Below are 21,409 nucleotides of genomic sequence, written 5' to 3'. Positions count from 1 at the left end.
GCGCGCACCGCGGCATGCGCGTTGCACGGACCCTTGCCGCGCAAGGGCCCGGCCGGAAACGGCGGTGGCCGAAACGCCGAGTGCCTCGATGGGGCGTTACGCCCTCTTTCGCTGACTTGTCATGCGCACGTACCGTGTGCTCGGTCCGCAATCAGGAAGCCAACAACGGGGGAGAGGGAATGCCACCCACACGCTTAGCGAAACGCGCGAGATCACTGCTCGTCGGAGCGGTCCTGCTCGCACTGCCGGCGGTCACGGTCACACCGTCGGCCGCCACCGCCGCCGAACGTCCGGGGACGCAGCAGAGACCGGCCCAGGAACAGCCGGACATGCCGTACCCGAACATCGACGTACGCGGTGACAAGCGCGTCGCGCCCACGGCCGGGCAGCTGCGCGCCGCACAGGAACTCGACGGCACGGCGATCCGCTGGAGCCGGTTCGGTACGCCGAAGAGGCTCGCCCCGCAGGGCCGCAACGCCCTCACCGCCACCAGCGGCGCCGACCCGCGAACCCTCGCGCTGGACCACGTACGCGACCACGCGGACCTCTACGGCCTCACGGCCGCCGAGTTGGACGCCCTCGCCGTCGTCAAGTCGTACCGCACCGAGCACAACGGCGTGCGGCATGTCTTCATCGGTCAGACCGACCGGGGCGTCCCCGTCCACGACGCCCGCCTCTCGGTCGCCGTCGACAAGGCCGGCCGTATCCTCACCGTCACCGGCAGCCTCGTCCCGGACGCCCGGGCCACCGGGACGGTCACCCTCGACAGGAGCGAGGCCCTTGACCGGGCCGCGGCCGCCGTCGGCACCGACACCCCGCCCGGCACCGCGACCGCCACGAGGGTCACCTTCCCGCTCGCCGACGGCACCGCCCGACCGGCCTGGCGAACCACCCTCACCGCCGCCAACCACCACCTGTACGACACCGTCGTCGACGCCGGGAACGGCACCGTCCTCTCGCGCACCGACCTCACCAGCAACGAGGGCCCCGAAGGCCGGGTCTTCACCGGCCAGAACCCCACCCTCGGCAGCGCGACGACCGTCCCCTTCAGCGGCCTCGGCCGTTCCTGGGTCGGCGGCCGGGTCACCACCGGCAACAACGCCGAGGTCTCCCAGGACCCCGACGGCGACGAGACGCTCGGCCACCAGCCCCAGACGCCGGCCGCCGGAGACCCGGCGTACCAGCACTTCGACTACACGTTCACCGACGCCTTCCGCACCAGCGGCGGCACCGACCTCACCACCGACCGGGACGCGGTCGTCACCCAGGCCTTCTACTACACCAACCGCATGCACGACCACCTCTACGGGCTCGGCTTCGACGAGGCGTCGGGCAACTTCCAGGAGGACAACCTCGGAGGCGGCGGCTCCGGCGGCGACCGTGTCGACGTCTACGTCGACTTCGACGCCAACGGGGACTCCGCCTGCAACGCCAACTTCAGCACCCCCGCCGACGGCCAGAACGGCACCATGCGGCTCTTCGTCGGACGCGCCTCCTGCGGCAACCACAACATCCACCGGGCCATGAACGGCGACACCATCGCCCATGAGTACAGCCACGGCCTGTCCAACCGGCTCGTCGGCGGCGGCGACATGGGCGACGGCGAGCAGACCGGCGCGCTCGGCGAGGGCTGGAGCGACGCGGTGGCCACCTCGCTGTGGAACGATCCGGTGTACGGCGAGTACAACAACGGCCGGCCCACCGGCATACGCAGCGTCGCGTACAACGACAGCGACCTCACCTACGCCGACCTCTGCTCCGGCGGCTGCCAGGTGCACTCCGACGGCGAGATCTGGGCCACCGCCATGTGGGACATGCGCACCGCGCTCGTCGGCGCGTACGGCTACGCCACCGGAAAGCAGCGGCACGAGCAGCTCATGGTCGACGGCATGAAGCTGACGCCGACCTCACCCGACTTCCTCGACGCCCGCGACGGCATCCTCGCCGCCGACCGGGCCAACCACGGCGGCGCCAACCAGTGCCTGCTGTGGGGCGTGTTCGCCCGCCGGGGCATGGGCGCGAGCGCCACCTCACCGAGCCAGAGCCAGGCCAACCCGGCGACCGACTACCCCGCGAGCTGCCGGCCCACCGCCGACGCGGGCGGCCCGTACTCCACCAAGGAGGGCACCGACGTACGGCTCGACGCGAGCGGATCCACCGTCCCCGGAGGCGGCGGCAGCTACACGTGGGACTTCGACGGCGACGGCGCCTACGACGACGCGACCGGCGTCAGCCCGCTCTTCGACCGGGTCGGACAGGACGGCACGTACACCGTCGGCCTGCGCGTCGGCAACGCCGCCGGGACCGACACCGACACGGCGACCGTAACCGTCACCAACGTCGCGCCCACGGTGACCTTCACCGTCCAGGGCCCGCGTGAGGAGGGCGGCAAGCTCACCGTCGCCGGCACCATCACCGACCCGGGCTGGCTCGACCCGCTCACCGCCACCATCGACCCCGGCGACGGCAAGCCCGTCCCCCTGCCCGGACAGCTGGAGAACAACCGCCCCGACGCCACCCTCACCTTCAGCCGCGAGCTCGTCTTCGGCGACAACGGCACCTTCACCGTGAAGATCTGCGGCAGCGACGACGACACCACCACCTGCCGCGACGCCGAGATCACCGTCGCCAACGTCGATCCGACCGCCGCCATCGACAAGTCCGGCGCCGTGCCGCTCGCGGGCGGTAAGACACTCGTCGTCCACGCGGGCAAGGAGAAGCAGTACACCGCCCGTGTCACCGACCCCGGCAGCGACGACGAGACCATGAGCTGGGCGTGGGGTGACGGCACACCGCCCACCACGACCACCTCGCTCGTCAACCCGCCGGACCCCGATCCCGCCCGCAGCCCCAGCGTCCAGCCGCGCGACCTGACGGACGCCCAGGCCCACACGTACGCCAAGCCCTGCCTGTACGACCTGTCCTTCACGGCACGCGACGACGACGGCGGCACGGGCACCGACGGGATCCCCGTCATCGTCCAGGGCAATGCGCCGCTGTCACTCCTCGCCGACGTCTGGTACGTCAAGTACCTGACGGGCGATCTCACGGGGCTCGGCAAGAAGACGCTGGACTGCTATCTGAAGATCGTCCAGCACGCGAGCGCCGTGTTCTCCGAGAAGGTCGACGTGTCCACCCAGGACAAGGCCGCGGACGTCCTCTTCCTCAACCTGCTCCTCGACCCGAAGCGTTCCCTCGACCGTCAACTGCTCGCTGCCTGGCTCAACTTCGCCAACGGCGCCTTCGAGGCGGATGAACTCGTCGACACCGACAGCGACCTCAAGGCGGACACCCCCTTCCTGGAGGCCGTCCAGAACGCCGAGAAGGTACGCCTCGACCCCAACGCCACAACCCAGCAGCTCAAGGCCCAGGCGGCCATCCTCACCTGCATCAACATCCCGCTCGTATGACACGGATGACGCTTCTGCCGCGCGCCGCCGCCGCCCTGCTCCTCGGGGTGGCGGCGGCCGCGTGCACCGACACCCCCGCACCAACCCGCCCGACCCCGACCCCGCCCTCGCATACGGCCCCGCCCACGCCCAGGCCCACTGCCACCCCCACCCCCATTCCTACTCACATTCCTACTCCGACTCCCGTTCCAACCCCCGCGCCGACGACGGCCACCCCTGCGCCTGCCCCGGCTGTCCTCACCCAGGACGACACGGGCCGCACGGTCCCCCTCCCCCTCGGCGACGCCACCCAGCTGCGCCTCTCCGGCAGTTGGCGAGCGGCCACCCCCACCGTCGACGGCACGGCGATCGTCCTCGTGCCGGTCGACTACGAGAGCGATCCCGGCTTCCGTGCCTGGGACATCCGCGCCGCGGCCCCGGGCGAGGCGGTGCTGCACACCACCGGAGGGCCGGGCCGACGGGCGCTGCGGATCACCTTTCGGGTTCCGTGAGCCTCGGTCAGTCGAACAGCTCGAAGATCTCGTCCCAGAACTCGGAGTCCTCGACGTACGAGTCGTGGGCGACCATGCGTCGGCGCAGAGCGTCGACGGCGGCCGCGCGTACGGCGTCGTCGTCCGATTCCAGAGCGGTGCTCGACTCCGCGATCAGTGCGATGAGCACGGCCAGGTGAGGCAGGGAATCGGCGGCGGCTCCCTTCCAACCGGCGCCGTGATCCCATCCGTTGGGGTCGTAATGGGTGATGCCGCCGTCCGCCGCGTCGAGCATCAGGTGCTGGTCGCCGGCGAGGACCACGGCGAGGGCGAAGTTCTCGGGCGGCGAGTCGTCGTCGGGGTAGCGATTGCCGTAGATCTCGTCGGCGTCGAGCGGCTTCAGCCCGTCCTCGTTCCGCAGGTGCCTGCTGTCGATCCCCACGACGTCGAGGTAGACGGCGGGAAAGCCGACCGTGAGCAGGAACTCCCTCGACCCGGCATCGGTGAGCTCGACCGGGAGAGCGGCCTCCTCCGGTCGCCAGAGCGCCCCTTCGCCCAGCCGTTCCTCCAGCCACGCCGCGTCCGGTATCAGCGGTGTGTCGGTGCTCTTCACTGCGTGGCCCCCATGAGTTCCGTGCCGATCGGTTTTGCCGGCCTCAGTCAATCGCATGACCGGTCCTCGCCGGCTGTCGGCTGACCCCGCAGATTCGGCGCAGGGCCCATCCGACCTGTGGGAACGCAGTTGGACGGGCCTTTTGTGGCGGTTTCTGGGCGGCGGCTCGGCACCGGGACCGACGTCCTCACTCACTGTGCCGCCGTCAGGCAACTGTCGCGGGTAGCGGCCCAGTCCTCGTGAGCGGCGCGGACCTTCCTCCACAGGCGCGTGCGGGTGGTGGCCCCTGGATCGGCGAGATCGAGGTGGAACAGGTCGGTGAGGGGGCGGTGCAGGCGGCTCTGTCGCGGAGCTTGCGCTTCGCTGTCGGCGGGTCGGGTGTTGCTGGTGTCGGTCACGCTTCCCTCCCTGACCGGGCTGCCGTCTCGCGCACTGTATCCGGTCGCCCTCGGGCCGGCCGGACCGGCGTTCATGAGCGCGGCCCCTTGGGGCGAAGGTCTCTGCGGGATGGCAAGACTCCGCCGCAGACACCTCCCCTGGCATGAGCCGCGATCAGGGCACTACGGCCCCGGCTTGGCATCGCCGCCAGTAGAGCCTCCTGGCTGGTCCGCGACGACGTGTTGGGTGAGAACTCGCATCGGTGCGGACCAGGGAGGGCCACTGTCCATCCCGGGACTGTCCAGGCCCACCACTGGGCACTCAAAGATCAACCAACTGTGCGATCGGCGTAGGACAAACCCGACGCTCGTCGGGCGCGGATCCCCTTCACCGGACGCGCCGGGCGAGCGGGGTCGCCTTCCACGACGAAATCATGCAGCCGTCGGGAAACCGCATCGCCCGTGGGGTGGTCCGCGCGCCGGAGAGCCAGGTCGTCAACACCGCGCGGTACATGGGCCGGCCCGAGTGCGCCCTGTGCGTCGCCTCCAGCCGCGGCCATCGCCAGGTGTACGAGCGCATCGCCGGCTACGACCCGAGCGGTGCGGCCGAGGCGAGGTTCACCACATCACCGAAGCCTGGCTCGTCCGCCGCAGCGCACCAGGCGACCCGGTGCGCCTGGACCGTTGGTAAGCGCCACCGGCGGCGGCACCGCGTTACGGGATGGCCCTCGGGCTGGTGAGCGTTGCCCGACCCGCACTCCGTCGCCGTAAGAGCGCTGACGTGGTCGCGTGACCCGGGCGGGCTCGGCCTTCCGCCGAGCCCGCCACGCCGGCTCCATACCGGAGCCGGACTCGTGCCACGCCGTCAGCGCTGCAGTGTCAGCAGACCCGGACGGTAGGGCAGGAGGCCGTAGTCGCCCCCGGAGTTGGGGCTGCGCCCCTGGTAGAGCAACTGCAGATTGCAGGGATCGACGGTCATGGTCTGATCGGCGCTGGTGCGGATCAGTTCGCCATGGCTGATGTCGTTGGTCCAGGTGGCGCCGCTGTTGGCCTTGCCGGCGAAGGGATTGCTCTCGGTCGCGGCCTGGGGTGTCCATGAGCCGTTCAGACTGGTGGCCGTGAACGAGCGGAAGTAGCGGCCCTGCGAGCCGATCGCCTCGACGATCATGAGGTAGCGGTTCTGGCCCTGCAGCTTGTAGACCTGCGGGGCCTCGAACAGGTTGTTCGTCGTATCGCTCATGATCACTGTCGAGGTCGTGCCGAAGCTGCCCGGGAAGTTCCCGATCGGCATACTGGCCCGGTAGATCTTGCCGTTGTCGCCGGCGAAGAACAGGTACATGTTCGTCCCGTCAGCGATGAGCGTCTGGTCGATGGGTCCTGTTCCGGAGTCGGGGATGCTTCCGGAGAAGAGCACCTGCTCGGATGACCAGCCATTCGGGTTGGTGGGGTCGCTCGACGTCCGGTAGGAGAAGGCGGTCCTCCCCCATTGGTAGGCGAGCACCCAGATGTTCTTCGGCGCGAAGTAGAAGAGCGTGGGCGCGACGGTGGAATTCGACATCGTGTTCTGGCCGGCCGAGGCCATCTCCGACCAGTTGGTGAACAGGCCGAAGTTCATCGAGCCCCAACGCGTCCCCGTGTCGTGCGTCGTCGCATAGACGAGTTGCCTGCCGTTGTAGGGGACGACGGTGAAGTCCTTGAGCGAGACCCACCCCGGCTTGGGCTGCGCCAGTGCGCCCGTTGAGGTCCAGCGGTATGTCGGCGGAAGATCGCACGGGCCGGGGGTGTCGGCGCCGACCTTGACGAGCTGCCACTGCTGGTTGGTGCCGCCCCAGTCGTCGTACTGGACGATGTTCGCGTTGTCGGCGGTGGCGGCGCCTTGTACTTCGAGGGCCTTGGTGCTGTGGCGCGAGATGAGCCTCACGTAGCCGTCCGAGCTGTCTGCCAGCCGCCACTGCTGGTTGGTGGCGTTCAGGTCGGCCCACTGGACGATCGAGCCGCCGTTCGCGGTGGACCAGTTGTGGACGTCCAGGACCTTGCCGGAGTGGCGGGACTTGATGCGGTAGTAGCCGCCTCCGGAGTCGACGAACTGCCACTGCTGCTGGTTCTGGTCGTTCCTGGTCCACTGGGTGATGCGGGCGCCGTCGTTGGTGGCCAGGTTGTAGACGTCCAGGGCCTTGCCGCTGTTGCGGTTGACCAGCACATACGAGGCGTTGGGGTCTACGGTCGCCGCGGCGGCGGGCTGGGCGCCGAGGAAGGTGGCCACGAGCAGCAAGGGTGCTAGGACAGCGAGTAAGTGTCTCAAACGGACCGGGGACGGGTGGCGAAACCGCATCAGAGGACCTCCTTGGGGGCGGGGCGAGGTGACGCCGATGAACCGAGGAGCGGTCGTGTCGAGCGAGCAGAGGACGGGTTCGAAACTTTCGAATAGTTCCCCGATTCTTTGACGCCACAAGCTAGGAATGCGGGGCCCTCTGGTCAAGGCCTGTCGCCGATCTGTCCACAAACAGCTCCTCCAAGGGGCCTTGCGGGGTGGGAAGTTGACCTAGCAGCGCCCGCACACTTGCCCTGGTCCCGGCCCGGTCAGGCCCTACGGCATCCGCCGACGGCCGCGCCGAAGGGTTCGTCGTCCTGCTCGACGCGATTCCGAATGTTTCGATCGGTGAACGGAAATTTTCTCTGCTGTGAGGATTGACGATTCACGGTCAATCCTTCAATCATCCATCTCTGGGTGACTGGCCGCAGTTCGAGATTCCGAACTAAGTCGCCTGAGCAAACGGTGCTGCACGGCAGATCCACGCACTGCTGCACGGCAGATCCGCGCACCGAAGCACTGTGCCACCCCGTTTCGTCCCGGTGAGGTTCGCGCCAGCGCATCCTGGCTCTTCGTGCAGTCGGAGAGGTATGCGGCGCCGCGTGACGGTCCCCCGGCTGAGCCGCGATGGAGTACCCCATGCCTGTGTCGAAACACAACCGCCGCCCGCCGTAGGTCACCCGACGGCCGACCGGGTGCCGTCTCGTGCCGGTAGAGATCGTCGCGGTCCCATGACCGCGGTGTCCGGCGATTCCGTGCCGCCCGGGTTCCGGCCCGCCCGCCCCGTCCGTCTGCCGAGTGGGAGCGGATGAGGCATTCCCCCGCGCTTCAGTCCTTCCGTGATGTCTACCTTGGAGGCACAGCCATGGGCTCGTACACCCTTCCCAGACCCGCTGTCCGCCGGAAGATCCGCAACCTGTTGTTGGCGCTGGTCGTCGGCGTCCTCGGTACGGTCGCCGCACTGGTCGCGCCGCCGACCGCACACTCCGCCGAGAACACGCTCGGCGCCGCGGCGGCGCAGAGTGGCCGCTACTTCGGCACCGCCATCGCCTCGGGCAGGCTGGGCGACTCGGCGTACACGTCGATCGCGAGCCGCGAATTCGACTCGGTGACGGCCGAGAACGAGATGAAGATCGACGCCACCGAACCGCAGCGGGGCCAGTTCAACTTCACCGCCGGCGACCGCGTCTACAACTGGGCGGTGCAGAACGGCAAGCAGGTGCGCGGCCACACCCTGGCCTGGCACTCCCAGCAGCCCGGCTGGATGCAGAGCCTCAGCGGCAGCACGCTGCGCCAGGCGATGATCAACCACATCAACGGCGTGATGGCCCACTACAAGGGCAAGATCGCCCAGTGGGACGTCGTGAACGAGGCCTTCGCCGACGGCAGTTCGGGAGCCCGGCGCGACTCCAACCTGCAGCGCACCGGCAACGACTGGATCGAGGTCGCCTTCCGCACCGCGCGCGCCGCCGACCCGGCCGCCAAGCTCTGCTACAACGACTACAACGTCGAGAACTGGACCTGGGCCAAGACCCAGGCCATGTACAACATGGTCCGCGACTTCAAACAGCGCGGCGTCCCGATCGACTGCGTCGGCTTCCAAGCCCACTTCAACAACGACAGCCCGTACAACAGCAACTTCCGCACCACCCTGCAGAGCTTCGCCGCCCTCGGCGTGGATGTGGCCATCACTGAGCTCGACATCCAGGGCGCCTCGGCCACGACCTACGCCAATGTGACCAACGACTGCCTTGCCGTCCCGCGCTGCCTGGGCATCACCGTCTGGGGCGTGCGCGACAGCGATTCCTGGCGGCCGCAGCACACGCCGCTGCTGTTCAACAACGACGGCAGCAAGAAGCCCGCCTACACCGCCGTCCTCAACGCACTCAACGGCGGCTCCTCCACGCCCTCTCCGGGCTCCGGACAGATCAAGGGCGTCGGTTCGGGCCGCTGCCTGGACGTGCCCGGCACCAGTACCACCGACGGCACCCAGCTCCACCTGTGGGACTGCCACAACGGCACCAACCAGCAGTGGACGCACACCGCCGCCGGTGAGCTCAGGGTCTACGGCAACAAGTGCCTGGACGCCGCCGGCACCGGCAACGGCACCAAAGTCCAGATCTACAGCTGCTGGGGCGGCGACAACCAGAAATGGCGCCTCAACTCCGACGGATCCATCGTCGGCGTCCAGTCCGGCCTCTGCCTCGACGCCGTCGCAGGCGGCACCGCCAACGGCACCCTGATCCAGCTCTACTCCTGCTCGAACAGCAGCAACCAGCGCTGGACCCGCACCTGATGGGACCTGCCACAGACGAAAGGGTGAATCGATGAAGACCTACGGTGCGGCTTCCCTCGCCCCTCCACCAAGACATCGCTGGTGGTCCCGGGTCGCGGCCGTGGTGGCGGCGACCCTCGCGATCGGCATGCTCACCGCGGTGAATCCGGCGCCCGCCGAGGCGGCTACGGTGGACACCAATGCCTGGTACGTCCTGGTCAATCGCAACAGCGGCAAGGCGCTGGACGTCTCCGGCGCGTCTACCGCCGACGGCGCGCGGGTCGGCCAGTGGACGCGCAGCGACGGAACCAACCAGCAGTGGCAGTTCGTGGACTCCGGCGGCGGCTTCTACCGCCTCAAGGCCCGGCATTCGGACAAGGTTCTCGACGTGGCCGGCGCCTCGACCGCCGACGGTGCCGCGATCCAGCAGTGGGCCGACCACAACGGGGCCAACCAGCAGTTCCGCCTGGCCGACTCCGACGCGGGCCATGTCCGGCTGATCAACCGCACCAGCAACAAGGCGGTGGAGGTGCAGGGCGCCTCCACCGCCGACGGCGGCAACGTCGTCCAGTACACCGACTGGGGCGGCGCCAACCAGCAGTGGCAGATGGTCAAGCTGTCGTCCGGTGGCGGTGGTGGTGGCGGCTGCGGCAGCGCCCCGACTCTGGCGAGCGGTACGCACACGATTCAGAGCGGCGGCAAGAGCCGCAGCTTCATCCTCAGGGTTCCCGCCAACTACGACAACGGCCACCGCTATCGGCTGATCTTCGCGTTCCACTGGCGGGGCGGAACCGCCGGCGAGGTCGCCTCGGGCGGCACGAGCGGGAACGCCTGGTCCTACTACGGCCAACAGGAACAGTCGAACAACAGCGCGATCCTCGTCGCCCCCCAGGGCCTCGGCAACGGCTGGGCCAATTCGGGCGGTGAGGACATCACCTTCGTCGACGACATGATCCGGCGAATCGAGGGCGGCCTCTGTGTCAACCCGGCACAGCGTTTCGCCACGGGATTCAGCTGGGGCGGCGGTATGAGCTACGCACTCGCATGCAGCCGGGCGAACGTCTTCAGGGCCGTCGCGGTCATCTCCGGCGCCCAGATCAGCGGGTGCAGCGGCGGCAGCCAGCCCATCGCCTACTTCGGGATCCACGGCATCAGCGACAACGTCCTCGGCATCGCGCAAGGACGGTCCCTGCGCGACAAGTTCGTCGCCAACAACGGCTGCACTGCCCAAAGCCCGCGCGAGCCCGCCCCGGGCAGCCGAACGCACATCACCACCACCTACTCGGGCTGCCGCGCCGGATACCCGGTCCAATGGGCCGCGTTCGACGGAGGCCACATACCCGGTCCGGTCGACGGCTCCACCGGCGAAAGCGGCGTCACCACCTGGACCAAAGCAGAGATCTGGAGGTTCTTCGCACAGTTCCAGTGACACACGCCCGCACCACGGAGTGGAGCCAGGATGATCCTGGCTCCACTCCGTCGGCGCCTATCTCAGATCAGAAAGGGTTCGAGGAACACACCCTCGCGGAGGGAGGTCTCGCCCGCCCGGGGCGAATTCCCTTGGAGTCCGCACAGCGGCGCAAGGTGTTGAGTGGATCGCGTGGCGTGCCTTCACGCTCTAGAAGAAGCCAAGTTTCCGAGGGCTGTAAGAACAAAGAATGTTCTTGGTCTGCTGATAGTGCTCCAGCATCATCTTGTGCGTCTCCCGCCCGATGCCGGAGCCCTTGTAGCCGCCGAACGCCGCGTGCGCCGGGTACGCGTGATAGCAGTTCGTCCACACGCGGCCGGCCTGGATGGCCCGGCCCGCCCGGTACGCCGTGTTGATGTCCCGTGTCCACACACCCGCGCCAAGCCCGTACAGCGTGTCGTTGGCGATCTTGATGGCGTCGTCGAAGTCGTCGAAGGACGTCACCGAGACGACCGGGCCGAAGATCTCCTCCTGGAAGATCCGCATCCGGTTGTCGCCCTCGAAGATCGTCGGCTGGACGTAGTAGCCGCCCTTCAACTCACCGTCGTGCTCGATGCGTTCGCCACCCGTGAGGACCCGGGCCCCCTCCTGCCGGCCGATGTCCAGGTAGGAGAGGATCTTCTCCAGCTGGTCGTTGGAGGCCTGCGCGCCGATCATCGTGTCCGTGTCGAGCGGGTGACCGCTCTTGATCTGCTCGGTGCGGGCGACCGCCGCCTCCATGAACTCGGCGTACTGGCCGCGCTGCACCAGCCCCCGCGACGGGCACGTGCACACCTCGCCCTGGTTGAGCGCGAACATGGTGAAGCCCTCGAGCGCCTTGTCCCGGAAGTCGTCGTCGGCCGCCCAGACGTCGTCGAAGAAGATGTTCGGTGACTTGCCGCCGAGTTCGAGGGTGACCGGGGTGATGTTCTCCGAGGCGTACTGCATGATCAGCCGACCGGTCGTCGTCTCCCCGGTGAACGCCACTTTGGCCACCCTGGGGCTGGACGCCAGCGGCTTGCCCGCCTCCACGCCGAAGCCGTTGACGATGTTGACCACGCCGGGCGGGAGCAGATCGGCGACCAGGCTCAGCCAGTAGTGGATGGACGCCGGGGTCTGCTCGGCCGGCTTGAGCACCACCGTGTTGCCCGCGGCCAGCGCCGGCGCGAGCTTCCATGTCGCCATGAGGATCGGGAAGTTCCACGGGATGATCTGCGCGACCACGCCGAGCGGCTCGTGGAAGTGGTACGCCACCGTGTCGTCGTCGACCTCGCCGAGCGAGCCCTCCTGCGCCCTGATCGCCCCCGCGAAGTAGCGGAAGTGGTCGACGGCCAGCGGAATGTCGGCCGCCAGCGTCTCCCGCACCGGCTTGCCGTTCTCCCAGCTCTCGGCGACCGCCAGCTTCTCCAGATTCGCCTCCATCCGGTCGGCGATCTTGAGCAGGATGTCGGCGCGCTCGGTCACCGAGGCCCGGCCCCACGCGGGGGCGGCCGCGTGCGCCGCGTCGAGCGCCCGCTCCACGTCCTCCGCCGTGCCCCGCGCGATCTCGGTGAACGGCTGCCCGTTCACCGGCGACGGGTTCTCGAAGTACTGCCCCCGGATCGGCGGCACGTACTCACCGCCGATGAAGTGGTCGTAGCGCGCCTGGTAGGAGACGATCGCGCCCTCGGTGCCGGGCGCCGCGTAACGGGTCATACTGCTCTGCCTCCCGAAGAAGCGCTGCCCGCCGTTGGGCAGCTCTCGCCGCGAGGCTAGGTACGGTGAGGTTGCAAGTACGTTGCGCGGGCCGGGGGTTCCGTCAGGGCCCCGGGCGGCGCCGCCCGGCGGGTGGCGGTGCCGACAGTTCGCACTCCAGCGCGGCCAGCCGCGACCGTACCGCCGATGTCGGGCGCACCGCGGCGAGTGCCCGCCATACGTCGAGGTCGTCCTCGCCCCACGGCGCGTGCGCCCAGTCGGCCAGCAGGTCGGGATCGCGCCGGGCGATCAGCGCCGTACGGAGACCGTCGGCGAGCCGGTGCCTGAGCCGAACCACCGCCGGCGCCTGGGAGCCCGGCAGCAGCGGGCCGGCGTAGGCCATGGCCGCCCCTGTGACCGCACCGGTCTCCAGGCGACGTTCGACCACTGCCACATCCGACTCGACCGGCACCGTGAGCCGGTAGGGCCGCGAGCCGAACAGCCCGGGGCCCAGGATCCGGCGCAGGCGGGCCAACTCCGCGCGCAGGGTCACGGGTGTCACCGACTCGTCCTCGTACAGCGCGCACAGCAGCTCGTCACCGGTCAGTCCTTCCGGGTGGCGGGACAGCAGCACCAGGATCTCGCTGTGCCGGCGACTGAGCCTCACCTTGCGGCCGTCGATGAGCAGCTGCGCCTCGTCGCGGCCCAGTGCGCACAGCTCGGGCGCGTCGGTGGCGGGCGACTGCGGGCCGAGCAGCGCCAGGTGGGACTCCGCCGCACGGGCGACCGCCTGCACGAACCCCAGGCTGTGAGGATGCGCGAGCCCGTCCCCGCCGGTGATGTCCACCGCGCCGAGCACCCGCCCGGTGCGTGGATCGTGCACCGGTGCCGCCGCGCAGGTCCAGGGCTGCACCCGGCGGATGAAGTGCTCGGCCGCGAACACCTGCACCGGCCGGTCCACGGCGACCGCCGTACCCGGCGCGTTCGTTCCGACGGCGGTCTCCGCCCACCGCGCACCCGGCACGAAGTTCATCCCTCCCGCCTTCCGCCGGGTCGTCGCATGGCCCTCGACCCACAGCAGCCTGCCGTGCGCGTCGCACACGGCGAGCAGATGCTCCCCGTCGGCGGCGAACGTGCCCAGCAGCTCCCGGAACAGCGGCATCACCCGCGCCAGCGGATGATCGGCGCGATAGGCGCCGAGATCGCTGTCCGCGAGCTCCACGCTCGCCGTCCCGTCCGGGCCGACCCCGGCCCGCGCGGAACGCCGCCACGAGTCAGCGACCACGGCACGCACCGGCTTCGGCACGGTCCCCACCTCGGTGAACGTCTCATGCGCACGACGCAGCATCCGTACACGCTCGGAAGGGTCGGTCCCCGGCTCCAGGGCCACCCACGGATCGCTCAACTCGGCCTCCCCGGAAGGCGATGCGGCTGGGGACATCGTCACTCCGGGTGCCCACGCGGACAACCTCTTCGACCCGGCTCACCCGAACGATGACGACGCCGGCGTGGAGACCTGAACCATGCGAGCCTTCAGACGCCGTTGACCAGTCGTATGTAGCGCGCCCAGTCCCAGTGCGGGCCTGGATCGGTGTGATCCGTGCCCGGCACCTCGTAGTGCCCGATGATGTGCGTGCGGTCCATCGGTATGCCGTACCTGGTGCAGATGGCCGCAGTGAGCCGGGCGGACGCCTCGTACATGACGCCGGTGAAGTAGCTGGACTGGTCCACCCAGCCCTCATGTTCGATGCCGATGCTCCGTGTGTTGTAGTCCCAGTCCCCGGCGTGCCAGGCGATGTCCGTCTCCCGAACGCACTGGGACGTGTGTCCGTCGGCCGACCGGACGACATAGTGCGCGGACACCTTCTTCCTGGGGCTCTCGAAGACGAACCGGGTCTTGGTGTAAGTGGTCTGTGTCACATGGATGATCACCCGATCGACGGGATGGGTCACAGGGCGGTTCGCCGCCGTGTAGTTCGCGGTGCTCGCCGGTCGCCACTCGGCGAGCGGGTAGTCCGGTCCCGGGACATGCGCACCGGCCTGCCATTCAGGAAGAAGGACATAAGGGACGGCGGCGAGTGCGGTGCCTTGGAGGAGTCGCCGTCGGCTGGGGCCTGGTCTTTCGCGTTCCAAGAGGGGGATTGCCTTTCAGGGGTGAGGTCGGCCGGGTGTGCTCAGCGCAGCGTCGCCGCTGTTTCCCGCAGTCGGGCATGCAGTCCGCGGTGCGTCTCACGCGCGGGCAGCCACTGCTTGCGGATTTTGGCCACGCATGTGTAGTTGGTGTCGCACACGTTGGCCAGCGGCGACTCGACGGCCTGGGTCGCGAACTGGTACGCGTCCAGCTCACTGAACCCGTAGTCCCGCACCAGCCACTGCACCAGGTCGAGCTGGGATATCCGGAACGCGTCCTCCAGCGGCCGGGCCGAGCCCGTCGAGATGATGTGTGTGTCCGACTCGATGCGGGGCCAGGGTGTGGCGAGCCCCTTGAGCAGCTCGACGATCACCACGGTGTTCATCGCGCACTCGACAGCGACCCCACACGTCTCGCCCTCACCCTGCCGGGCGTGCCCGTCGCCGAGGCTGAGCAGGGCGCCCTCGACGTTCACCCCGAGATAGCAGGTGACGCCCGCCCGCATCTCGGGGGTGTCCATGTTCCCGCCGTGCGCGTCGGGCACCAGGGCCGAGCGCACCTCCAGGTTGGCGGGAGCCACCCCAACGGTGCCGTGCATCGGGTTCATGGGCAGCTCGGCTTCGATGTCACTGTCGTGCGCCCGGAACAGCGCCGTACGTCGTGTCCGGTCGAGCTGCCAGATCCAGACGGTCTCCGGGAGTGGCGGTTGCAACGTGGCCGTGGTGTGCGTGGAGGTCAGTGCGCCGAACAACGGGACCGTGGTCGACGCGGCCCAGTCCCGGGCCGGCTCGACCGACACGAAGTGCACGGCGACGGTGTCGCCGGGCTCGGCCCCCTCGATGTGGAAGGGGCCCGTCTGCGGGTTGAGGTAGGGGAACTCGCACACCTGAGACACCAGGTCCTTCTCCGACCGCACCCGCCCGGCGAAGCAGTCCTCCGTGTACAGGTCGAGGACCGTACCGGGCGCGATGCGCGCCACGGGCGGTGCGCCGCCGAACGTCCAGGTGTACTCGCCGGGCTCGGGTCGCACGGTGAGGATCCGGGGGTCGCTCATCGCTGGACAGCTCCGTTCTGCGGAAGACCGGTGGGGGAGGGGTCGTCGAGATGGACACGGGCGGTCTCGGCTATGCGTCCCGGATGGCGCCGCAGCAACACGACCAGCACCACCGTTCCCGCCGCCATCCACACCCCGACCACGGTTCCGGCGTACGACGCGGGTGCGGTCAACTCGGAAACGAAGTCGAAGACGGGCAGTCCCGCCGCGGTCAGCAGCGCGGGCACGAACGTGACGATGCCGAGGCCGGGCAGCGGCAGATGCCGTACCGGCTTGAGGGCCTCCCGTCTGCGGCGCAGGAAGTAGCCGGCACAGGCGAGGTCCACGACGATGTAAACGCCGATCACGACCGTGACGATCACCGTGGCCAGCAGCATGAACGCCGTCACGGGGTCATAGGCGAACCCCAACCCCAGTACGGCGGCGACCGCGACGACGGTCGTGGACACCGAGCCCGCGCTCGGCAGCTCCCGCGCCAGCTCGGCGACACACGACGCCGTGCACAGACATGCCACCAGTGCGATCAGCACCGACAGTGGCAGGCTGCCGCCGGGGAAGGCCGCGCCCGACGGAATGGACGCCGCGACCGCCGCCGCCGGTGCCATGGCCGTGATGCTCTGGAACAGGACCTCCCGCAACCCGATCGCGTCGCGCCGCAGCCCCACAGCTGTCTGCCCAGCCGTTTCCCCCGACATGTGAATCCCCCTTGTTCACTGCGATGCGCCCCGCGTCGCAGTGACACGACGGCTGCGCCTCGCGTGAATCACGGTACGGCGCCGACGGGTTGGGCAGAAGAGCGAGCCGGGGTTCCGTGGACAGCCGCGGGATTGTGGATAACTCGCTCACTCACACTAGTGGACCAGGTCCGAACAGCCCCGACCCCCACCCGGAATCAGGCGTGTTCCGCGACCGCCACCGGATCGTCCAGCACACTGCGCACCACCGAGTGGGCGGCCCCCAGCAACGGTCCCGCCGGGCCCAGCCGCGACACGGACACCGGACAGGCGGGCCCGGCGGTGCGCCGGTCCAGCTCGGCCTCCAGCGAGGGCAGCAGCCATGGTGCGAGCCCGGCCAGCGCACCGCCCAGCACCACGCTCTCCGGGTCCAGCAGATTGACCGCGCCCGTCAGCGCGACGCCGAGCGCCGTTCCGGCGTCGCGCAGGGCCCGCCGTACGTCCTCGTCGCCCTCGGCGGCCCGCCCGGCGAGCAGCCCGACGCGGTCCTCACCCGGCTCCAGTCCGGCCGCGCGCAGCACCGCCTCCTCACCGGCGTACTGCTCCAGACACCCGCGGCCTCCGCAGGGACACTCGGGCCCGTCCGGCTGGACCGGCACATGGCCCAACTCGCCCGCGAAACCGTGCGTTCCGCGCAGCAGCCCTCCGTCCACCACGACCGCCGCACCGATGCCGATCTCCGCCGACACGTGCAGGAAGTCATGGGGAGTGCCGTCGCCGAGCCAGAGTTCGGCGAGTGCGCCGAAGTTGGCCTCGTTGCCCACGGTCAGCGGGAAGTCCACGGGCAGCAGATCGCCGAGGTCCAGGTCGCGCCAGTCGAGGTTCGGGGCACGTACGACTGTGCGGGCGTCCCGCGCCACCAGACCCGGCACGGCGACCGCCAGGCCGGCGGGCCACAGCCCCTCGCGCTCGGCCTCGGCGACGACCCGGCGTACCAGCTCACCGATTTCCTCGATCACCGGTTCCGGGGCCCGGCCCCGGTTCGCGCCGTGCCGCACCGCCCTGGAACGCACTTCTCCGCGCAGGTCGACCGCGCAGACGGCGAGATGGTCGACGCCGATCTCCGCACCGATCCCGGCCGGACCGTGCCCGCTGACCGCAAGCGCCGACCCGGGTCGGCCCACCCGGCCGGGCCGCTCGGGTCCGAGTTCCTCCAGGAGTCCCGAGCGGATCAGCTCGTCGACGAGAGTGGACACCGCCGCACGGGTCAGCCCGATGCGGGAGGCGACGGCGGCACGCGAGAGCGGACCCTCGGCGCTGACGGTGTGCATCACCTTGGCGAGGTTGCGGCGGCGCATGCCCTGCTGGGTGTTGGGCAGCGCGCGCCCCGATCCGGAAGGGTGGGCCTCGTGCAGCGGTGCGGTCATGCCTCCGTCAGTCCTCAGTGCGCCTCGGGGCTCCGCTCCAGCAGCGGGGCCGCGTCGGAGAGTACCCCGCTGATCCTGGCCAGCGTCTCCTCGTCCCGCTGCACGGCGTCGAGCACGGGCCCCCGTGCGGTGTTCCAGCGCCGGGCCACCGCCGCCGGATCCTCGCCGGTCAGCAGGCCGGCCGCCTGGGCCGCGGCGCCCAGCGCGACCAGTTCTCTGGCCTCGGGGACCTGCACCGGGCGCCCCGACAGCCGTCGTACGGTCTGCTGCCAGGCCGTGCCCCGGGCGCCCCCGCCGATCAGCAACAGCGGCGCGGAACGGTCCGCGTCCTCGTCCAGGACCAGGTCCAGCGCGCCGAGCAGCGCGTGGACGGCACCGTCGTAGGCGGCCTGAAGGAGCTGGCCGGCGGTCGTGTCGTGACGCAGGCCGTGCAGCAGGCCGGAGGCGTTCGGCAGGTTCGGGGTGCGTTCGCCGTCAAGGTAGGGCAGAAGCGTGAGGTCGGTGGTGGGTTCCACGGCCTCGCGGTCCAGGCCCAGCAGGGTCGCGAGGCGATCGACGGCGAGCGTGCAGTTAAGGGTGCACGCCAGCGGCAGCCAGTCCCCGTGCGCGTCGGCGAAGCCCGCCACGGTGCCGGTCGGGTCGGCGGGGCGCCGCTTCGACACTGCGTACACCGTGCCCGACGTGCCGAGGCTCAGTACCGGCATGCCGGGACGCAGACCGAGACCCAGCGCGGCCGCGGCGTTGTCGCCGGTGCCGGGTGCGACCAGGGTGCCCTTGGAGAACGGCAGGTCGTGGCTGTCGCGCACGGTGCCCGCCACCTCGCCGGAGCGCACCACGCGGGGCAGCATCGCCGCGTCGAGCCCCACGCGCGCGAGGATCTCCTCGTCGTACGACTCCGTCCCCGACGCCCACCACCCGGTACCGGAGGCGTCGCCGCGGTCGGTGGTGCCCTGCCCGGTGAGGCGTTCGGTGAGGTAGTCGTGGGGGAGGCGTACCGCCTTGGTGGCCCGGACGGACTCCGGCTCGTTCTCGGCCAGCCAGGCCCACTTCGTCACGGTGAAGGAGGCGGCCGGGACGGAGCCGGTGCGCTCGGCCCAGAACTTCGCGCCGCCCAGCTCCTCGGTCAGCCGGCGGGCCTGCGGCGCCGAGCGCACGTCGTTCCACAGCAGAGCCGGACGGACCGGCTCGCCCCGGTCGTCCAGCGTGACCAGGCCGTGCTGCTGCCCGCCGATCGACACCGCGGCGGCCTCGTGCGCCGCGTCGCCGCACTGGCGCAGCGCCTCGCACAGGGCGTCCCACCACTGGCGCGGGTCGCTCTCGCGGCCGGCCCCGGAGGACACGGTGTGCGGTGCCTGGCCGCTCGCGACGACCTGCCCGGTCGACGCGTCGACGACCAGTGCCTTGGTGGACTGGGTGGACGTGTCCACGCCGACTACGAGCGGACCCTCGGCTGCTGACATCGGGCTCTCCCTTTTCCGCGGCTCTTAGGGGATCTGACCTGCTGTTTCGAGGGTGCCCGGAGTGTCACGACCCGGACCTCACCCCTTCGGGGACATCTTGTCCCTTCCCAGGGACGCGTGGGCATACTAATTTGTAAACCGCCATGACGAAATAGTCGTAGCGAGTCGTGCAAGCAGTCGTCAGCAAGCAAGGAGCCGCGGCATGAGCTACCAGCCCACCCCCGAGGACAGGTTCACCTTCGGCCTGTGGACCGTCGGCTGGCAGGGACGGGACCCCTTCGGCGACGCCACCCGCCGTGCCCTCGACCCGGTCGAGACGGTGCAGCGCCTGGCCGAGCTCGGCGCCCACGGCGTCACCTTCCACGACGACGACCTGATCCCCTTCGGGTCCTCCGACACCGAGCGCGAGGCGCACATCAAGCGCTTCCGCGAGGCCCTCGACGCGACCGGCATGAAGGTGCCGATGGCCACCACCAACCTCTTCACCCACCCCGTCTTCAAGGACGGCGCCTTCACCGCCAACGACCGCGACGTGCGCCGCTACGCCCTGCGCAAGACGATCCGCAACATCGACCTGGCGGCCGAGCTGGGCGCCGAGACGTACGTCGCCTGGGGTGGCCGCGAGGGCGCCGAGTCGGGCGCCGCCAAGGACGTACGCGTCGCTCTGGACCGTATGAAGGAAGCGTTCGACCTCCTCGGCGAGTACGTGACCTCCCAGGGCTACGGCCTGAAGTTCGCGATCGAGCCCAAGCCGAACGAGCCGCGCGGCGACATCCTGCTGCCCACCGTCGGCCACGCCCTGGCGTTCATCGAGCGCCTGGAGCGGCCCGAGCTGTACGGCGTCAACCCCGAGGTCGGCCACGAGCAGATGGCCGGGCTCAACTTCCCGCACGGCATCGCGCAGGCGCTGTGGGCGGGCAAGCTCTTCCACATCGACCTCAACGGCCAGTCCGGCATCAAGTACGACCAGGACCTGCGCTTCGGCGCCGGCGACCTGCGCTCCGCCTTCTGGCTGGTCGACCTCCTGGAGAGTGCCGGCTACGCCGGGCCCCGCCACTTCGACTTCAAGCCGCCGCGGACCGAGGACCTCGACGGTGTGTGGGCGTCGGCCGCGGGCTGCATGCGCAACTACCTGATCCTCAAGGAGCGTTCGGCCGCCTTCCGTGCCGACCCGGAGGTCCAGGAGGCGCTGCGTGCCTCGCGCCTGGACGAGCTGGCGCAGCCCACGGCGGCGGACGGCCTCAAGGCGCTGCTCGCGGACCGCGCGGCCTTCGAGGAGTTCGACGTCGAGGCGGCCGCCGCGCGCGGGATGGCCTTCGAGCGCCTGGACCAGCTGGCGATGGACCACCTGCTGGGCGCTCGCGGCTGAGGCTCACGCGCGCGTGCCTGACCGCGTGTGACCACCCCCGCCTCGGGCGCGCCGAGGATCCGGTCACACGCGGTCCGGCCAGGTGACCGAATTTCGCGCGTAGTGTTCCGGAACCATGTGGTCCATGGCATGGGCCCGTATCAACTCCCGCGCGGGGGTCGCGTCCTGACCGCTACGAGGCGACCCTTGACGGTATGGCCATGCCGCCCGTACCGCCTCAGCCGCCAGGACCGCCGGGTGACACACCGCCTCCGGGCGGTGGCTTCGGACCGCCTCCTGGAGGCTACGGTCCCCCGCCGGGAGACAGCGGCCCGCCCACGTACGGTGGTTGGCCTCCGCCGGAGCCGTCCGACGGTGGCGGTGGCGGTGGACCGGGGCGACGGCTCAATCCGCTGGTCGTCCTGCTCGCCGTGATCGTGGCCGTCGGCGTTGTCGTGGCAGTGGTCCTGACGGCGTCGGGGAGTGACGATGCGCCCGACGAGAATCCGCCCGCCGAGAGCACGAGCAGCTCACCCCGGCCTTCCCTCAGCATCCCGACCGAACTGCCCACCAAGCTGCCGAGCGAACTGCCGACATCACTGCCGTCGGGGTTCCCCACGGAGTTGCCGAGCGGCTTTCCCAGCGACGTCGAGTCGCTCTTCCCGTCGCTGCCGGACGAGCTGCCGTAGTCACCACCCCGAGGCCGAGCGCGATGGGGGAGCGGCACGCGTGCGTGCC

Annotated in this window: 17 protein-coding genes; 7 read left to right on the top strand and 10 right to left on the bottom strand. The window is 70.0% G+C overall.

All coding sequences use genetic code 11. From position 1 onward, the window contains the following. The first annotated feature begins 179 nt into the window (after positions 1–179). Both ADK36_RS25855 and ADK36_RS48160 read left to right on the top strand, forming a co-directional pair. The gene (locus ADK36_RS25855; protein ID WP_053199243.1) at positions 180–3,410 is read left to right on the top strand and encodes a M36 family metallopeptidase; all 3,231 of its coding nucleotides are present in this window, start codon (positions 180–182) and stop codon (positions 3,408–3,410) included. A 5-nt stretch (positions 3,411–3,415) separates the two neighbouring features. Then, positions 3,416–3,901 (top strand): hypothetical protein, encoded by a 486-nt coding sequence (locus ADK36_RS48160; protein ID WP_053199241.1) that lies wholly within the window; start codon positions 3,416–3,418, stop codon positions 3,899–3,901. 7 nt (positions 3,902–3,908) lie between these two features. On the opposite strand, the gene ADK36_RS25845 is transcribed toward ADK36_RS48160, so the two are convergent. Next, complete coding sequence (locus tag ADK36_RS25845) at positions 3,909–4,493, bottom strand: SUKH-4 family immunity protein (protein ID WP_048580455.1); 585 nt, start codon at positions 4,491–4,493, stop codon at positions 3,909–3,911. 191 nt (positions 4,494–4,684) lie between these two features. Next, positions 4,685–4,891 carry a hypothetical protein gene (locus tag ADK36_RS25840; RefSeq protein ID WP_053199239.1) on the bottom strand — a complete coding sequence of 69 codons (207 nt, stop codon included), beginning with the start codon at positions 4,889–4,891 and terminating at the stop codon, positions 4,685–4,687. A 413-nt stretch (positions 4,892–5,304) separates the two neighbouring features. On the opposite strand from ADK36_RS25840, the gene ADK36_RS46640 reads away from it, so the two are divergent. Further along, on the top strand, positions 5,305–5,610 hold the full coding sequence (locus ADK36_RS46640; protein ID WP_199830244.1) for a hypothetical protein: 306 nt from the start codon (positions 5,305–5,307) through the stop codon (positions 5,608–5,610). 125 nt (positions 5,611–5,735) lie between these two features. On the opposite strand, the gene ADK36_RS25835 is transcribed toward ADK36_RS46640, so the two are convergent. Then, a complete protein-coding gene (locus ADK36_RS25835; protein ID WP_053199238.1) occupies positions 5,736–7,202 on the bottom strand; it encodes a non-reducing end alpha-L-arabinofuranosidase family hydrolase in 1,467 nt (488 codons plus the stop codon). 844 nt (positions 7,203–8,046) lie between these two features. On the opposite strand from ADK36_RS25835, the gene ADK36_RS25830 reads away from it, so the two are divergent. Together ADK36_RS25830 and ADK36_RS25825 are read left to right on the top strand one after the other, a co-directional pair. Then, positions 8,047–9,477 (top strand): endo-1,4-beta-xylanase, encoded by a 1,431-nt coding sequence (locus ADK36_RS25830; protein ID WP_053199235.1) that lies wholly within the window; start codon positions 8,047–8,049, stop codon positions 9,475–9,477. A 100-nt stretch (positions 9,478–9,577) separates the two neighbouring features. Further along, complete coding sequence (locus ADK36_RS25825) at positions 9,578–10,885, top strand: RICIN domain-containing protein (RefSeq protein WP_078916125.1); 1,308 nt, start codon at positions 9,578–9,580, stop codon at positions 10,883–10,885. A 189-nt stretch (positions 10,886–11,074) separates the two neighbouring features. Here the strand turns inward: ADK36_RS25825 and exaC are convergent, their stop codons facing one another. From exaC to xylB, 7 genes are all read right to left on the bottom strand, one after another. Continuing rightward, a complete protein-coding gene (gene exaC, locus ADK36_RS25820) occupies positions 11,075–12,598 on the bottom strand; it encodes an acetaldehyde dehydrogenase ExaC (RefSeq protein ID WP_048580450.1) in 1,524 nt (507 codons plus the stop codon). A gap of 103 nt (positions 12,599–12,701) precedes the next feature. Beyond that, positions 12,702–14,018, bottom strand: coding sequence for a GAF domain-containing protein (locus ADK36_RS25815; protein WP_048580449.1), 1,317 nt, complete (start codon positions 14,016–14,018; stop codon positions 12,702–12,704). 92 nt (positions 14,019–14,110) lie between these two features. Then, positions 14,111–14,710 (bottom strand): N-acetylmuramoyl-L-alanine amidase, encoded by a 600-nt coding sequence (locus ADK36_RS25810; RefSeq protein ID WP_048580448.1) that lies wholly within the window; start codon positions 14,708–14,710, stop codon positions 14,111–14,113. 41 nt (positions 14,711–14,751) lie between these two features. Then, entirely contained in the window at positions 14,752–15,762 is a 1,011-nt protein-coding gene (locus ADK36_RS25805; protein ID WP_048580447.1) for an acetamidase/formamidase family protein, read from the bottom strand. Next, complete coding sequence (locus tag ADK36_RS46635) at positions 15,759–16,457, bottom strand: hypothetical protein (protein WP_078942695.1); 699 nt, start codon at positions 16,455–16,457, stop codon at positions 15,759–15,761. Before ADK36_RS46635 ends, ADK36_RS25805 begins: the two co-directional genes overlap by 4 nt. A 197-nt stretch (positions 16,458–16,654) precedes the next feature. Then, positions 16,655–17,863: an ROK family transcriptional regulator gene (locus ADK36_RS25795; RefSeq protein ID WP_053199233.1), complete on the bottom strand. Its 1,209-nt coding sequence runs from the start codon at positions 17,861–17,863 to the stop codon at positions 16,655–16,657. Between the two features lie 14 nt (positions 17,864–17,877). After that, positions 17,878–19,323 (bottom strand): xylulokinase, encoded by a 1,446-nt coding sequence (gene xylB / locus ADK36_RS25790; protein ID WP_053199231.1) that lies wholly within the window; start codon positions 19,321–19,323, stop codon positions 17,878–17,880. A gap of 202 nt (positions 19,324–19,525) precedes the next feature. Between xylB and xylA the strand changes: the two genes are divergently transcribed. Beyond that, positions 19,526–20,692, top strand: a complete 1,167-nt coding sequence (gene xylA / locus ADK36_RS25785; RefSeq protein ID WP_048580444.1) for a xylose isomerase — start codon at positions 19,526–19,528, stop codon at positions 20,690–20,692. A gap of 410 nt (positions 20,693–21,102) precedes the next feature. Further along, positions 21,103–21,360 carry a hypothetical protein gene (locus ADK36_RS25780; protein WP_048580443.1) on the top strand — a complete coding sequence of 86 codons (258 nt, stop codon included), beginning with the start codon at positions 21,103–21,105 and terminating at the stop codon, positions 21,358–21,360. Positions 21,361–21,409 lie beyond the last annotated feature (49 nt).

The sequence above is a fragment of the Streptomyces viridochromogenes genome (assembly GCF_001270495.1).
GTDB classification, from domain to species: Bacteria; Actinomycetota; Actinomycetes; order Streptomycetales; family Streptomycetaceae; genus Streptomyces; species Streptomyces viridochromogenes_A.
This window is presented reverse-complemented; position numbering and strand designations above follow the sequence as displayed.

Bases quoted from the DNA above. Each gene is read 5' to 3' on its own strand.
- ADK36_RS25795 (WP_053199233.1), bottom strand. From the start codon at position 17,863: ATGACCGCACCGCTGCACGAGGCCCACCCTTCCGGATCGGGGCGCGCG.
- ADK36_RS48160 (WP_053199241.1), top strand. From the start codon at position 3,416: ATGACGCTTCTGCCGCGCGCCGCCGCCGCCCTGCTCCTCGGGGTGGCG.
- ADK36_RS46640 (WP_199830244.1), top strand. From the start codon at position 5,305: ATGCAGCCGTCGGGAAACCGCATCGCCCGTGGGGTGGTCCGCGCGCCG.
- xylB (WP_053199231.1), bottom strand. From the start codon at position 19,323: ATGTCAGCAGCCGAGGGTCCGCTCGTAGTCGGCGTGGACACGTCCACC.
- exaC (WP_048580450.1), bottom strand. From the start codon at position 12,598: ATGACCCGTTACGCGGCGCCCGGCACCGAGGGCGCGATCGTCTCCTAC.
- ADK36_RS25805 (WP_048580447.1), bottom strand. From the start codon at position 15,762: ATGAGCGACCCCCGGATCCTCACCGTGCGACCCGAGCCCGGCGAGTAC.
- ADK36_RS25835 (WP_053199238.1), bottom strand. From the start codon at position 7,202: ATGCGGTTTCGCCACCCGTCCCCGGTCCGTTTGAGACACTTACTCGCT.
- ADK36_RS25815 (WP_048580449.1), bottom strand. From the start codon at position 14,018: ATGTCCCCAGCCGCATCGCCTTCCGGGGAGGCCGAGTTGAGCGATCCG.
- ADK36_RS46635 (WP_078942695.1), bottom strand. From the start codon at position 16,457: ATGTCGGGGGAAACGGCTGGGCAGACAGCTGTGGGGCTGCGGCGCGAC.
- ADK36_RS25855 (WP_053199243.1), top strand. From the start codon at position 180: ATGCCACCCACACGCTTAGCGAAACGCGCGAGATCACTGCTCGTCGGA.
- ADK36_RS25830 (WP_053199235.1), top strand. From the start codon at position 8,047: ATGGGCTCGTACACCCTTCCCAGACCCGCTGTCCGCCGGAAGATCCGC.
- xylA (WP_048580444.1), top strand. From the start codon at position 19,526: ATGAGCTACCAGCCCACCCCCGAGGACAGGTTCACCTTCGGCCTGTGG.